The 15243-nt window shown below is 23.5% G+C and carries 18 protein-coding genes and 1 pseudogene; 16 read left to right on the plus strand and 3 right to left on the minus strand.

What is annotated here, in order from left to right:
* Positions 1–56: 56 nt before the first annotated feature.
* Together MSROBK_RS09085 and MSROBK_RS09090 are read right to left on the minus strand one after the other, a co-directional pair.
* Positions 57–239: a lipoprotein gene (locus MSROBK_RS09085; protein WP_159373263.1), complete on the minus strand. Its 183-nt coding sequence runs from the start codon at positions 237–239 to the stop codon at positions 57–59.
* 89 nt (positions 240–328) lie between these two features.
* The gene (locus MSROBK_RS09090) at positions 329–1675 is read right to left on the minus strand and encodes a ribosome-inactivating family protein (RefSeq protein WP_040092751.1); all 1347 of its coding nucleotides are present in this window, start codon (positions 1673–1675) and stop codon (positions 329–331) included.
* Between the two features lie 440 nt (positions 1676–2115).
* Between MSROBK_RS09090 and MSROBK_RS09095 the strand changes: the two genes are divergently transcribed.
* On the plus strand, positions 2116–2442 hold the full coding sequence (locus MSROBK_RS09095) for a S1 RNA-binding domain-containing protein (RefSeq protein ID WP_040094168.1): 327 nt from the start codon (positions 2116–2118) through the stop codon (positions 2440–2442).
* A gap of 39 nt (positions 2443–2481) precedes the next feature.
* On the opposite strand, the gene MSROBK_RS09100 is transcribed toward MSROBK_RS09095, so the two are convergent.
* Complete coding sequence (locus tag MSROBK_RS09100) at positions 2482–4218, minus strand: hypothetical protein (protein ID WP_040094169.1); 1737 nt, start codon at positions 4216–4218, stop codon at positions 2482–2484.
* 107 nt (positions 4219–4325) lie between these two features.
* Here MSROBK_RS09100 and MSROBK_RS09105 point away from each other — a divergent pair, with 107 nt between their 5' ends.
* The 15 genes and pseudogenes from MSROBK_RS09105 (at position 4326) to MSROBK_RS09155 (ending at position 15067) form a co-directional block, all read left to right on the plus strand.
* Positions 4326–5648: an Mbov_0401 family ICE element transposase-like protein gene (locus MSROBK_RS09105; RefSeq protein ID WP_040094170.1), complete on the plus strand. Its 1323-nt coding sequence runs from the start codon at positions 4326–4328 to the stop codon at positions 5646–5648.
* A gap of 505 nt (positions 5649–6153) precedes the next feature.
* On the plus strand, positions 6154–6696 hold the full coding sequence (locus tag MSROBK_RS09110; protein WP_227991240.1) for a hypothetical protein: 543 nt from the start codon (positions 6154–6156) through the stop codon (positions 6694–6696).
* A 252-nt stretch (positions 6697–6948) separates the two neighbouring features.
* Entirely contained in the window at positions 6949–8634 is a 1686-nt protein-coding gene (locus MSROBK_RS09115) for a hypothetical protein (protein WP_040094171.1), read from the plus strand.
* 48 nt (positions 8635–8682) lie between these two features.
* Positions 8683–9174, plus strand: a complete 492-nt coding sequence (locus tag MSROBK_RS11850) for an SLC5/6 family protein (protein ID WP_227991127.1) — start codon at positions 8683–8685, stop codon at positions 9172–9174.
* Positions 9175–9230: 56 nt separating this feature from the next.
* Positions 9231–9503 carry a hypothetical protein gene (locus MSROBK_RS11855; protein ID WP_227991119.1) on the plus strand — a complete coding sequence of 91 codons (273 nt, stop codon included), beginning with the start codon at positions 9231–9233 and terminating at the stop codon, positions 9501–9503.
* A 19-nt stretch (positions 9504–9522) separates the two neighbouring features.
* Positions 9523–9714: a DDE transposase family protein gene (locus MSROBK_RS14170; protein WP_040094173.1), complete on the plus strand. Its 192-nt coding sequence runs from the start codon at positions 9523–9525 to the stop codon at positions 9712–9714.
* A gap of 200 nt (positions 9715–9914) precedes the next feature.
* Positions 9915–10358: pseudogene (locus MSROBK_RS14175) on the plus strand (transposase family protein); the annotation flags it as partial.
* Between the two features lie 331 nt (positions 10359–10689).
* On the plus strand, positions 10690–10866 hold the full coding sequence (locus MSROBK_RS11860) for a hypothetical protein (RefSeq protein WP_227991139.1): 177 nt from the start codon (positions 10690–10692) through the stop codon (positions 10864–10866).
* A 263-nt stretch (positions 10867–11129) separates the two neighbouring features.
* Positions 11130–11279 (plus strand): hypothetical protein, encoded by a 150-nt coding sequence (locus MSROBK_RS09135; RefSeq protein ID WP_004027793.1) that lies wholly within the window; start codon positions 11130–11132, stop codon positions 11277–11279.
* Positions 11279–11530, plus strand: coding sequence for a hypothetical protein (locus MSROBK_RS09140; protein WP_040094177.1), 252 nt, complete (start codon positions 11279–11281; stop codon positions 11528–11530). The genes MSROBK_RS09135 and MSROBK_RS09140 overlap by 1 nt, the downstream gene beginning before the upstream one ends.
* A 478-nt stretch (positions 11531–12008) precedes the next feature.
* Positions 12009–12152, plus strand: a complete 144-nt coding sequence (locus MSROBK_RS11190; RefSeq protein WP_168226817.1) for a hypothetical protein — start codon at positions 12009–12011, stop codon at positions 12150–12152.
* 39 nt (positions 12153–12191) lie between these two features.
* Complete coding sequence (locus tag MSROBK_RS09145) at positions 12192–12593, plus strand: hypothetical protein (protein ID WP_040094179.1); 402 nt, start codon at positions 12192–12194, stop codon at positions 12591–12593.
* A gap of 435 nt (positions 12594–13028) precedes the next feature.
* On the plus strand, positions 13029–13481 hold the full coding sequence (locus MSROBK_RS14180) for an IS5 family transposase (protein ID WP_040092446.1): 453 nt from the start codon (positions 13029–13031) through the stop codon (positions 13479–13481).
* On the plus strand, positions 13466–13864 hold the full coding sequence (locus MSROBK_RS14185; protein ID WP_242441474.1) for a transposase family protein: 399 nt from the start codon (positions 13466–13468) through the stop codon (positions 13862–13864). The genes MSROBK_RS14180 and MSROBK_RS14185 overlap by 16 nt, the downstream gene beginning before the upstream one ends.
* 177 nt (positions 13865–14041) lie before the next feature.
* Positions 14042–15067, plus strand: coding sequence for an Mbov_0401 family ICE element transposase-like protein (locus MSROBK_RS09155; RefSeq protein ID WP_308506893.1), 1026 nt, complete (start codon positions 14042–14044; stop codon positions 15065–15067).
* The last annotated feature ends 176 nt before the right edge of the window (positions 15068–15243 follow it).

The following is a 15243-nucleotide window of genomic DNA, read 5'->3' on the forward strand; positions in this document are numbered from 1 at the left end:
TAATATTTCAATTATTAGTTTTTCATACAACAAAATATCATTTATTATCAATTTGATTAAATGGTTTTTCTTGTGGTGCTATTCATTCTAAAATACCATCTTTTGTATCTATTTTGTATTTTTCTTTTTGTTTTTTTTAATTGTTCTTCACTATATTGTGATGTATTACAAGCAACTAAACTGGTTGTACTTGTTCCAATTAAAGTTATTGTTCCTAAAAGACTTAATATTTTTTTCATATTTATCTCCTTTGTGTTTTTTATAAATTTTGATAATTTAATTAAAAATAAGAATAAACTCAATTTATTCCTATTATAAGAAATTTTAATTATTTATTATTTAATATTCTTATATTTAAAAGAAAAGCCATTAAAGCTGGAGAAATTCTACTAGAATTATCATTAACAGGATCTCAAATTTGCACACCATTATTCATATTATTTACTCGTCTTATAAATTCTTGACTCATTGAACCTCAATTAGTTAATAAATTTGAGAAATAGCTTCTCCATGAAATAGGATTATTATTACGTTGAATCGTACTAATTATATTGTTAAATCTAAGTGATTCTGAAGTAGCTAAAATTATACGCATTAAATTTGATGATATATTTATTCTTTGTTGATTGCTATTATTAAAAGATGCTAAAAATCGAAAAGAACTAAATAATGATTGTGAAGAAATATTAAGATCTCCATCAGCGATTAAATTAGTATAACTTCCTCCAAAATTTAAATTAACATTAGTTAAATGATTAATTCCTAAATTTGTTCTATAAGTACTATCTGAAAAATAATAATATGTTCCATCAGCACTATTTTGTCTACCATTATCTTCTCTTAATATAAATCCTTGAAGATATAAATTTGATCTATCAAAAACTAATTCAACAGTATTATTTAAACTAGATAAACCTTGAAATTGTATACCTATAATAAAATATCCATTTTGGTTAGTTAAACGGTAAGTGCCGTTCGTTCTGCCAAATTGTTCTATTATTCCTTCTCTATTTAAATAATCTACAACACTAATTAAAGAATCATAATATTGACTAAGATTGTCATCTCATTCATCTATTACTAAATTTGGTGCATAATTATTTTGATTATTATTACTTGTTCGTCTAACTAATGGTCTAGTTATTAAATTAGGAAATTTTTCTATTAAAATATTTGGCTCTCACAATTTATCATTCATTATTATAAATTTTTCAGTATGAGGTCCGGTTGAAAGATTTCATACACGATTATTTAAATTATTTTTATAATGAAAAATTGTTGAATTTGCTTTTTCTGATCAAATATCAATAGAATAACCATTTTTATAATCAATACCATTTTGTAAATTATATTCTCTAATAATATCATTTAAAGATTTATTTTTATTAATAAAAATTGTTTTAACAATATTTTTATTTTCATCTGTAATACGAATAGTTACTGAAGTATCAAATTTATTATCAGCATATCCAAAACCACCAAATTCAATTTTTTTTGATAAAACATTAAAATCAATTCTTCCTCTTGATGGTCCCCATCCTCATTCTTCATGATTATCTTGAAAAGATATTCTTGTATCTGAATTATTGTAAGGATAACTTATATTAGCAACCAATGTTGGCATTGTAGTTCCACTAATAGTTAATACACTTAATAAACTTAAAAGTTTTTTCATTTCGTTATTTCCTTTATTTAATCTTGCAAATTTTTATCAAGACCTATTGACATTATATATATATATATATATATGCAAGTCAAGCATTTTTAAATATGTTTATTTTAGAAAGGAGGTGAATATATGTTTATTATTGTGATTATACTGCATTAATCTGGGCTCGCGGTGATTTTCGATAGTTTTGTGAAAAATAACTTAAAGTTTAAAAAAACTTTTGCCGCGCTTTTCAAAATACTTGGGAAAAATTCTAAGCGTTAAGCGAAGAATTTTATAAAGGTTCCCAAATTTGTTTGAAAGAATCTCAAAAATTTTTTTAACTTGTAAATCATTTTATCACAAAAATTTAAGAAAATCAACCGCTCGCCCAATTCCTGCAAATGATTTTTTATAGTCTTAATGATATAATTAAATTATTTAAAGAAAGGAAGTATATTTAATTTATGTATAAAAAAGGAAATAAAGTTAATGTTAAAATAACAAACGTTACACCTTATGGTGCTTTTTGTAGAGAAGAAAAGGCTGATGGTTTAATCCATATTAGTGAAGTTTCAGATTACTTTGTTAAAGATATTAAAGATTTTTTTGATATTGGTGATGAAATTGAAGTTGAGGTGTTAGATTTTAATACAGTTAGAAAACATCTTAAATTAAGTTATAAAAATTGTCATCCTGAACTATTGAAAAATGATGATGGTAATGAAATACAAGAAAAATCACCTAGTTTAGAAAAGTCATTAAATACCAATTATTTAATAAATAAAAAGTAAATAAAATTTATAAATGTTAGAAGGTTTTAAAAACCTTTTTTATATTCTCATTTTAAAACGATATGGATAAGAACCATAAAACAAAGCATCATATGGGTCATGATACATTTTACTATCGGGTGTGTTTGTTTTGGTGTCACTAAATCTTAGTTCACTAATGCATTTATCTAAAAATGGAAAGTTATCTAATGTGCCATATATTTTGCCTTGAACAAACATTTTTCTTATTCATGTTACACGATTTATTATACCTGCTTCTTTATTAAGGGATGTCTGATGTTTTTTGGCTTTAAACATTTTAATTTTATAACCCAAATAAGGATAAATATCTTCTTGTAATTTTTGCATAAAGTCGTGGGCATTAATATCATAATGAAATGTAGCATATTCAAAATCATCAAATTTATCAAATGTATTAATTATTCATTGTCCATAATATTCAACTATTTCATTTAAATTCATTGTGTTTTTAGGTGTAACAACATTTTCTTCAATTAAATATTTATCATATTCATTATTTTCATTAATTTTATAACCACTAAATAAAAACACTGTATGGTCTTCACTACCATTAGCATAATCCACACCAATTGAATAACTATCAAATTGATACTGTTTTGTATTGGAATTATAAAAATCTTGTAAATTATACTCTTTAATATATTTACGATAATTTCGTAAAACATAAATACTGGGGTCATTATCGTTATATTCAAAACCGTAGTATTCAAGTTCAAATAAATCAGGTCGCTCTTCTTTATTTGCTAAAACAAGTTTTTTAGTAATATCAGGTATTTTATTTCATACAGAACCCATTGTTAATCGTAAATTAAAAATACCCAAACCATTAAATGCTTGTTTGTTTTCTGAATATACTTGGTTATGTTCTTTTAAAATATTTTTAATTCTTTCATTTAAGGGTAAATATGGGGTTACAAATTTTTCATAAAATACATGGTATTTATCAAAAGGATTAAAAGTAAATTGATTAGAATATGTTTTATGAAAATATGTTGTTACTGTTATATGTTGTTTTGCTATGTTATCTCATTCTTGAAATGTCCAAGATAATTCTTTTACAGGAATAGAATTATCTAGATTATATTGTTCATTATTATTTTCATCGGTATATTTTTCATAAGATACTTTTAAACTTTTAGAACGAAACATTGAAACTCTTAAATTATTATATCTTTTATCTAATTCTTTATCAGTTAAGATTTCTTTTTCTTCGGCATGTATCATTTCATCTGTTCACGCCGATATAATACCGCTACCTTTACCAACTTTACCCATAATTTTATTACCATTAGCATAACCCGCAAAAGCAATGCGAACACCACTAGGAAAAACAATCTCGCCGCCTTCTTTAACATTTTTAGGTCAAACAATACCATTTTCATTGTCGGGTCCTATATCAATCCCATATTTATCATATAGATAATTACAGACATTAATTGTATCGCCAAATGTAGTATCTTCGTGGGTGTTGGCATATCTTCGTAAAATATTAGATGAAGCATCTGTAAAATTACAAGCAAAAAATAATTTTTCTGCTAAATGATTTCATGTTTTATTAGTACCACGCCCCGCTGAAACAAACTTAAAAAAAGTTGGCGAAGTAAAATATCGGGCATAACTATCACCAACAAATTCTTTAAATACTTCTCAATCAAAACCAAAATTATAGTCACTAAAATTCAAATCATATTTTTTATTTAAATGTTCATAACTAGTAATTCGTTTTTTGTTATTAATTTTTGTAAAATCCTGCATTTTTCATGTACCCCCATTTTGATAAAATAATATTAAGTATTAAATATCATAATTTATTAACTAGCATAATTTAAAATATTTTTTTAATTAAGAAAGGAAATTATAAAATGGAATTAAAACAAAATTTATTAGGAAATTATAAAGAAAATAAAATAATAGAAACAAACAATGAAACTAAAAATTTCTTGATTGAAAGAGATAATGAGATATTTAAATTATATCAACAAGGAAAAATATTACAAGGATATAAGGTTGTATCAAAAATACCAAAAACAATTAAAACAGAAGATGGAGATATAACTTTAAAAAGACGAAGATATGTTAAATATGATGAAGAAAAAAATGAATATATAAACCGCTATCCTTTGGATGAAGAATTAGGTTTAAAAAAATACCAAAGAAATGAACAAAATTTAATAAATAAAATTACTTCATTTTTAGGCGATGGAAAAAGATATAAAGATATTTTAGATACTGTCGAAAACGCTAATCTTAGTGAAAGAACAATATCTAATATTTTTAAAAATGCAGATTTAGAAGAAACCGATTACATTAGTAATAAAAATAACAATAAAATTAAAATTCCAAATAATGTTTTATATATTCAAATTGATGGGGCATTTGAACCTATGTGAGAAAATAAAAAAAGAGTTGAAAATAAAATATTTCTTTCAACTATGCATGTTGGTGTTGATGAAGAAAAATCAACAAAAAACAGAAAAAAAATGAAAAAGAAAAAAGGCGTTTTTCAAATGATGAATAAAAATCATAAGAATAAAAATGATAAATCTAATATTGATAATTTTATTGATAAAATTTTTAAATCAATGGATACTTATGATATTAATGAAGATACTAAAATATTAATATTAAGTGATGGTGAAAAACAAATTAAAAAAATTTATATAGCAATAAAAGCAAAAAATAAAAAAAACACCGTATCATATAGTTTAGATAAATTTCATTTAGTAAAAAGATTTAAAGAATTATTCCCAAATCGTAAGAAAAACCAAATTCATAGATTAAAATATAAATTATCAAAAATATATTTTTTTACTGGAAATTATGAAGTATTATTAGATTTTTTAATGTGTCATTTGCCCTATGTTATTGATAATAAAAAGAAAATTTTATTAGAAACTATTGAATTAATTAAAAATAATAAAGAAGGAATTGAAAATCAAGCATTAGAATATAATATTGGTTGTCACATGGAAGGTGATATATCACACTACATTAAGGCAGTTAAGGGGCGTGGCGCGAAAATATATTGTAAAGAAACATTTATCAATATGTTAATTGCTTCAATGTTAAGACTTAATAGTAAAACAAATGAAGAAAAAATTGATAAAACTAATAAAAATAAAGAAAAAATTGAATTTAATATATTTAATTTAAATCAATCTAAAAAGCAATTTTTATCTTTATAAAAAATAAAAAACCCTTTAAAATTAGTAATAACTTTAAAAAGTATTTTTTAGTGTATCAAAATTCATAAATTTATAAATTATTTATTCAAATAAAAATTATGTTTTTAAAAAAGTTGAATTTTTTATAAATTTTGTTATCATTTAATTATAAGCGAAACTTAATTTGTTTCTAATTACTTAATTTTATTAAAAACCTCAAAATAATGTATACTACCCATATCAAGATATTAAAAAAGGTAATTATCTTACAAATCCTACTTTTGAGAGTACTAATGGGAAAGGATTTATTTATAAGGATAAAGCTTATGATGTTAATTATAACAAAGGATATAGCTAATCCTTAATTCAAAGTTATTTAAATTGAATTCCTGTTAAAGAAAAGTTATTAGCAAAGCCGGTTGTTCATGATGGTCAGTATTATTATCAATTACGACCAGATTTTTTAGCAACAGCAGAACAATTAGATAAATTCTTATATTTAGAAGGAAGCTTTCAGACAAAGTTAATGTATTCGTATTCTCCTGATCCTGATGTTTCTGATCGTGATGGGCGAATTTTAGCAGCAACATTACAAGAAGCAAAGGAAAAAGAATTAATTAATAAGGACCGAACATTACGGAAACAATATTTAGCGTATGATGTTTTTGGTAATAAAGAAGTAACAACAAGTAGTGCCAGGGAGGCAATCCAACAGTTAACTAATAAAATTCAGTTAACATCAAAGTTTGTTCATAAAAATGAAATTAAAACATGAAACTTAAAAATGAAAAGATCATGAGATTTAATAATTTCTGATGGACGTTATGTTGTATATCGAATTACTGATCCAAATCAAGCGGGGAAATTTATTTATTTTTCTTCAAAAGATGTCGCATTAGCAGCCATTAAAACGGCGGCAAAACTTAGTTCAGCGGTTAATAAACTTGAAAAATCAGTTTATTTATATAGTTATACAACTCAATCAAAATCAGTTGTTCCTTTTGTCTTTTATGATAATGATGTTGATAGTGTTATTACCAAGATTTATGAATATGAACAATGAAATTAAGTTTTTAAGTGATTTTTGTTGTTTTAATAAATTAAAATAAAGACTAGCCATGTGAAATATATTAATTGGTATTCCAAAGGGTTAGTCTTTTCTTCATTAATTATAAAATGTTTAATAATTTGTTTGAGGGATGATATTTTTTTATTTTATTGAAAATTAGTTATTTTTTATTTTTTTTGATAAAATAAATAAGTATCTTATTTAAACTGACATAACATTTGAGGCCAATTAATATCAAAAGGAGAAAAAATTATGCGAAAATTTCAGACAATACTAAATAGTTTATTAGTGTTTAGTTCTGCTACAACAACATTAATTCCCGCTACTAATTTTATTATTCAACCAGTACCCTATAAGGGATCATTATCAGGATCTACTTCAAACAATACTGATGATTTTGTTTATTCTGGTTATTTATTACGTTATTTTATTTCTAAATCTTCAAATATTAGTACTAATAGAACTGTTAAAACATTAGAACAAAATATTGTTAACAATAAAGCCATAATTTATTCAACAGCCCAAAGTACAAGTAATGTTACAATGCAAAATGCGAATGTGTTTGAAACAGCATTAATGGCATCAATTGTTAATATTAGCATTTATGGAATGGGTAGTTGAAAAGAATTTTTTGCGGAAACTTATTCAAAATGAATTACAACCCCTGATGAAATGAAAAATAAAAGCTGGGAAATTTTAAATAATTTTTTCATAGATATTTATCCATACTTACAAAGTAATAATTTTGGAGCAAGACCTGATACGTTACAAAATAGTTTACAGTACATTGATAAGTATTTTTCTAATTCAACCACTTCAATTACAGTAACAAAACCAGCAGTTTATGACACAACGTTAACAATGAAACCAAGTGATGTAGTTGATTTACAATATCAATCACTTTTTGGGACAAGATTTGGGTTACAACAAGAAATTCCAAATAATGTTAATATTTGAAATAATAGTTATACTTATAATGCTCTTAAAACAAGCTTAATAATGTGACAAACAAATGCTACGAAAGATGTCACTAATGATGTTATGATATTTAATGGTGATGTCTTACAAGATAATATCATTAATTTTAATGGTAATAATTTATCTGCTGGCTTAGCAAATATGATGAATGATTCATATACGAAAGCTTCTGCAGTATCATTAAAGAAATATCAAGATTTTGTTCAGCAAGCCACGCAGAGTCACTATTCATCATTTGATAAATTAGATAGTGATTTAAAAAAATTGACAAAATATGAAACCATTAATTATCAAACCGGTAGTACCATTTTCTTAAAAGATAGTGTTGATGCAATGCGAAATTATTATGGTTGAGAAGATAGTACTGTTAATAGTTTTGAGAAACAAATTTTAAATTTATTTAATATTACTTATACTATGACTGGTGATAATTTTAAATATTTCTTAGCTGGTTTTTTATTTTCACCAGATACCCCATTAGTTAACCAAGCAGATCAAACCGAGGCTTTTACACGATATGATTTTTATAGAATTCCAGGTACGGATCAAATTTGATCAAGTTCTCTTGCTTTTATTGTTTTTTCGGCAAAAGGGTTTAACAATTATTTAAAAAGTGGTATTAGTCAAGAATACCAAATGGGGTGATGAAGTTCACCAAACATCTTTACTGCATTAGACCATGAAATGGGGCATGCGGTTGATGTTTATTATGGAATGGTAACTTCGGCTCCAACAAATGCCGCAAAGAAATTTAGTAATATTTTAAATGAATTAGGAATTAAAGGGGAATATAGTGGCAATGTTTTTGGTTATGATAATATTATTAATTATAATACAAAAGCTAGTGCTATGAAAATTGCTTTGATTGTTATCTTTGGGGTCTTTTGTGTCAGCATTATTATTGCTATTATTTGAAGTACTGCTCGAAGAAAAGCAACTCGTAAAAAAACAGATGAATAAAAAATGCAATGATTGCATTTTTTAATTTAAAGAAGAAGGGAGATTAAAATGAGTAATAAGAAACAGATGACAAAATTTGGGTTTATTGTTTCATCGTTAGGTGCAGCAATTGGTTTAGGGGCAATTTGAGGGTTACCGGGATATATTAATAAAAATGGAGGATTTTATTTTTTCTTAATTTATATTTTTGCAATGTTAATTGTCGGAGTCCCATTATTAATTTTTGAATTTAATTTAGGGAATCTTCGTCGTAAAAGTGTTATTAATATTTTTGAAAAAGAAAGTGTTTGCTTTAGTAAATTTGTTGGTTGATTTCAAGCAACTTTAATGATCATTATTCCAATTTATTATGCTGTATTAGTTGGTTACACCGTTATTTCCATTGGGATTGAATTTAGTCCTGCGTTAATTAGTAATGTTAATGGTAATATTTTTAATAGTCAGATTTTACAACATGGTGGCTTTGGGATCACTAATAACGGTGGTTTTCAGTGGATTGTTTTTTTAGCGTTTCTTTTTGTTGTGTTATTGTGTTATTAGTTGGATTAATACTATTATTTGGTATTAAAGGAATTGAAAAACTTAATAAGTTTTTTATGCCCTTATTATTTTTAATTATTTTAATTTTAGCAATCTATATTTTAACGGTGCCTGGTAGTAGTCAAGGGTTAGCGACATTGTTTTTAGTTGAAAACCTAGAGAAATTAAAGCAAAGCCAAACTTGAAGTAGTGTTTTCTCGTTAGCATTTTTTACAACATCATTAGGAATGGGAATTATGATGCGGTTTGCTGGGGTGTTGGTCCACAAAACCAAGATAATAGACTTCTTGCGATACCCTTTTTTATTAAAATATTATTATAAAATATAATTTATGAGGACATAAAAATATGAACAATAATAAATTTAATACTCTTAATGATAGAGAATGGTTAAAATTAACAGGAATAAAAAAATCCACTTTTAATAAAATGTTAGATATTTTAAAAGTTGCTGAAATAGAAAAATTTAAAAAAGGTGGTAAAACTAATAAATTATCATTAGAAAATAGATTATTGATGACTTTATTATATTGACGATAATATCAGACTTATTTTCATCTTGGTAAAAGTTTTGATATTAGTGAGGCTAATTGTTATCGTAATATTAAGTGAATTGAAGATATTTTAATTAAAAACTCTGATTTTCAACAACTTGCTGGTAAAAAAGCACTAATAAATGATTATTTTAATGATAAAACTATTATTATTGATGCTACCGAAACTCCAATCCAACGCCCAAAAAAAGACAAAAACAATCTTATTCTGGTAAAAAGAAAAAACACACGATCAAAACACAAGTAATTATCGAACAAGAAACCAAAAAAATTATTGCAACAAGTTTTTCGCTCGGAAAAAAACATGATTATGCTTTATTTAAAGAATCAAAAATCCCAATTTTAAAAAATACCAAATTAATAGTTGATAGTGGTTATCAAGGAATACAAAAAAATCACAATAATGTTCTAATACCTACAAAGAAAACAAAGAAAAACCCTTTAAACAAAGAACAAAAGCAATATAATAGACTAGTTTCAAAAATGAGAATTATTATTGAAAATATTTTTGCTATTCTTAAAAAATTTAAAATTATTACAGAAAAATATCGTAATCGAAGAAAAAGATTTGGTTTAAGATTTAATTTAATTGCCTCAATTTATAATTTACAATTATTATATTTAACATAAAATATTTATTTAAAATTAAATAATTTAAATAATAAATTAATTTTTCGTTGTGGAAAAATATTAAATTTTTAAATAAAAAACATAATTAATTAAAATTATATTTTTCTATTAGTATCTTTTTTACAAATATTTGCAATTTTTTAACAAGTAATGCAAGAAGTCTAATACTTCAAAAGCTTATTTATTAGTAATTGGAATTTTATTTTTATCAATTACTAACTTAATCTTTATTTTTGGTGCTTCTGGTGCAATCGTTAATAATTTAGTTTCAGATAAAAATAATATTTTATTATTTCAAGAACAAATTACAAATAAATTTGGAAATGATTCAATGGTCTTTGTCTTTAATGTCTTACCAGAAACCTTTCATATTATTAATCAAAATACCATTGTTGGTGTTGGGAATTTTTTAGGAATTTTATTCTTTTTAGCATTATTTATTGCCGGGTTAAGTACTACGGTGGGAAATGTTGAAGTTATTGTTGATGCAATTGAAGGCATCGTGTAAGTGAAGTTCAACAAATCAACTCAGAAAGGAGTTGATTTGTTAATGGAAAGAAAACATTATTTTATTTTGCGGGCCTTAGTAACTAAGTATGGAAAAGATAATGTTATTAATACTGTTAATAAAATAGTAACTAATAATGTAAAAGAAGATGAATAAATTATCCGCGTAATTTATTAGCGGTAATTTATTCAATATAGTTTATTTTGAGCATAGCGAACACGCGAAGCGTGCCGCGAAAATTAGATTTTTAGGAGGAATAAGTTATGCCAGTTTGATTAACGACAATTTTTAGTGTTGTTATTATATTAGGTATTTTTGCTTGAATTGGTTTATCAATTTATCAAAAAATTCGCCAAATTCGAGGAAAGAAAAAAGATAAAAAAGAAATTGAAAATAAGGAGGATAAGAAATAATGTTAGGTATGTATTTAACAACAGCAATTAATTTTTTAGCAGTTGGTGATAAACCTACTATTTCAGATGGAATGGGTTCTATTTGAAGTGGTTTAGGGCGAGCAATGATGAAAGTTAAAGAAGCAATTTATGCTGTATTACCACAATTAATGACCTTTTTAGGTGATGCATGAATTATTTTAATTCCATTTGGTATTTTTGTAATTATTAAGATTTTAAACTTTTTCCGTGTTATGGTTAAAGGATTTTAATATTTATTATAATTGATCATATATCTTAGCTGTGGCACACTAGTTTTTATATGTGATTTTATTAAATAATTTTATTGTTTATTTTTACACTATACACTGTTTACAAATTTATTTTTTAATAAATTTTATTATTATTGTTAATGTTGGAATTATAAAAATTCTTATTATACATATAATTTTAACTATATTTTCTATGGTGGATAAATTTATATTGTTTATTATTCATAATATTGAGTCTATTATGAAAAATATTTTTTAGTAGGATTTATTTGTAAACAGTGTATAGTGTAAAAATATCAATTTAATTATAAATGATTAATTTTATATTTTAATAACTATTATTAAAAATTAAATAGTATTTTTCAGTGTGTCTTACTTATTTTTTATATATTTTAACATTGTTATTACCAATGTTTATTTAACAAGAATTAAGTTACATTAGTATACCAATGTTTATTACAGTAAGGAGACAATAATTATGCAAGAATTATTAGATGAAATTAAAATGAAAATTAGAACTATGCAAGCTACTTTAATTCAATTGAATGAATATGGAATTCATCATGAATCCGTTAATATTATTCGAAAAGAAATGAGTTTTTATCAACATATTGCAGAATAGTTAGAAAAGGAAATTGATTAGTATGGCAAGGAGTAATTTATGACAAAAACAGTTAAAGAAGAAATAGATGAAGAATTGCAGTATTTAAAAATGCCGGGGTTAATGACCTATAAACCAAAATATGTTAAAGAAATTTTATTAAAAATTAAATCATTTTACGAAAATGAAATTGTTGAAAAAAATGAATATATAAATTTTTTAGAAAATAGACCCGGAAATCACGATTGTAAGAATTGTCCTAATAGAAATAACGAATTAGAACAAAAAATATTAATAGTTGATTTAATAAAAACATATAAATATGAAATTATTAAATATCAACGTAGTCAATATAATGATAATAAAACTATTGAAATTGGAATGTTGAAATTTGTTATTAAAGATTTAGAAAAATTATTTGGTATACAAAATCACAAATTACCTAGTAAGGAGTGTGATTAATTATGTTAGGAATTTGAATATTTTTTATTAAACGTAAATGTCAAATTTGTCATTCTATTTTGAATAGAAAATTTGTTGGTAAATTATATTTTAAGTTAAATATTTGTTCAATGAAGTGCAATAGAAAGCGAGTTGATTTGAGTAATGTATCAGAAACTAAATTATAACAAAAGTCCGAATCCGTTTAATACTATCAAAGTAATTAATATAGAGTGATTTATAAATTATAATGGTTTTCAATCATTTAGGAAAATAATTGAAAGTGAATGATTTGCTGGTATTAATACTAATAAAAATGAACTCTATGTGTGAAAGTAAGGTGTTTTTATCAATTATTTATGTTAGTTAGGAAGTGATGGTAAATAATAGACTTCTTGCGATACCCTTTTTTATTAAAATATTATTATAAAATATAATTTATGAGGACATAAAAATATGAACAATAATAAATTTAATACTCTTAATGATAGAGAATGGTTAAGATTAACAGGAATAAAAAAATCCACTTTTAATAAAATGTTAGATATTTTAAAAGTTGCTGAAATAGAAAAATTTAAAAAAGGTGGTAAAACTAATAAATTATCATTAGAAAATAGATTATTGATGACTTTATTATATTGACGAGAATATCAGACTTATTTTCATCTTGGTAAAAGTTTTGATATTAGTGAGGCTAATTGTTATCGTAATATTAAGTGAATTGAAGATATTTTAATTAAAAACTCTGATTTTCAACAACTTGCTGGTAAAAAAGCACTAATAAATGATTATTTTAATGATAAAACTATTATTATTGATGCTACCGAAACTCCAATCCAACGCCCAAAAAAAGACAAAAACAATCTTATTCTGGTAAAAAGAAAAAACACACGATCAAAACACAAGTAATTATCGAACAAGAAACCAAAAAAATTATTGCAACAAGTTTTTCGCTCGGAAAAAAACATGATTATGCTTTATTTAAAGAATCAAAAATCCCAATTTTAAAAAATACCAAATTAATAGTTGATAGTGGTTATCAAGGAATACAAAAAAATCACAATAATGTTCTAATACCTACAAAGAAAACAAAGAAAAACCCTTTAAACAAAGAACAAAAGCAATATAATAGACTAGTTTCAAAAATGAGAATTATTATTGAAAATATTTTTGCTATTCTTAAAAAATTTAAAATTATTACAGAAAAATATCGTAATCGAAGAAAAAGATTTGGTTTAAGATTTAATTTAATTGCCTCAATTTATAATTTACAATTATTATATTTAACATAAAATATTTATTTAAAATTAAATAATTTAAATAATAAATTAATTTTTCGTTGTGGAAAAATATTAAATTTTTAAATAAAAAACATAATTAATTAAAATTATATTTTTCTATTAGTATCTTTTTTACAAATATTTGCAATTTTTTAACAAGTAATGCAAGAAGTCTAGTTAATAGAAAAAATAGAAAGAATTGATAATATAATTTTTAAAAAACGAGATAAAACAAAATATTTTGTAAAAGAAATAAAAACTAGAAAAATTAAAACAGAATTTGGAATATTGATTTATAAGCGAAGAATTTACAAATATTTTTATAAGGGTAAGTGAAAATATGTTCCTCTTGTTGATAAACAATTTGGAGTTAAAAAATGGCAAAGAATAATTAATAATTTAAAACTAAAAATAACTGTTGAAATAGTAAAAAATAAAAGATATAGTGATATATTAGATATGTTTAATTACAAATTACATTGTTCGTCTGTTTCGCGTATTTTACGAAAAGCATTAATAAAAAGAAAAGATAAAAAAATAGATTTGAAAAATTGTAAAAATTTATATATTAATTTAGATGATGCATATGTAACTTTAAAAAATAAAAATAATAAATCTTATTTGCAAACTGTTAGAATAATTTCATTTAATACTGGAAAAGAAAATAATAAATCTTTAAATAAAAAATATTGTTATTTTTTTCTTAATAAGAAAACTCGGGGTGCAGAATTTAATGCGTTCTTTATTAAAAAACAAATTCAGAAATTTTTTAAAAATTATGAAAATATTAAATTAATTATTGGTGGAGATAGTGCTAAATGAATTAAAAAAACTGCTAAAATTTTAGATGGTATGTTTATATTTGATAGATTTCATGCAATAAGAGAATTAAAGAATAATATATATTGTGGTAATCGTAGTAAAGAATCCTTTAAAAATTATTTACACGCAAAAGAGTTATTTTTACAAGGAAAATACGACGAATTTATAACTTTTTTAAAATCATTACAGAATGAAAGAATTAAATTAAGGTATTTTATTAATTTAAAAAATGGTATTTTAAATCAAAATAAAGAGTGAAATATTGGCGTATCTGCTGAAAGCGATGTTTCAAGAGTTGTAAAATCTTGTTTAGGATATGGGAATAAAACATTTTCGTTTTCAACATTTAAAAAAATTTTAGATTTAAAAATTATGAAATTTAATTTTAGTTAATTTAAAATAATATAATCTTAGTTTTTAAAATATTTTTTAGTGTGTAAAAATATGAAATTATTATTTGTATTTTTATTTTTTTTGTGTTATTATTTTTTTTGTGTTATTATTTTTTTATAAAAGAAAAAAGTTTCTTGTTTTTAAATAAATTAAATAATACCCGTTTATTTGCAACA

This window comes from Spiroplasma poulsonii, assembly GCF_009866525.1.
Lineage (GTDB): Bacteria > Bacillota_I > Bacilli_A > Mycoplasmatales > Mycoplasmataceae > Spiroplasma > Spiroplasma poulsonii.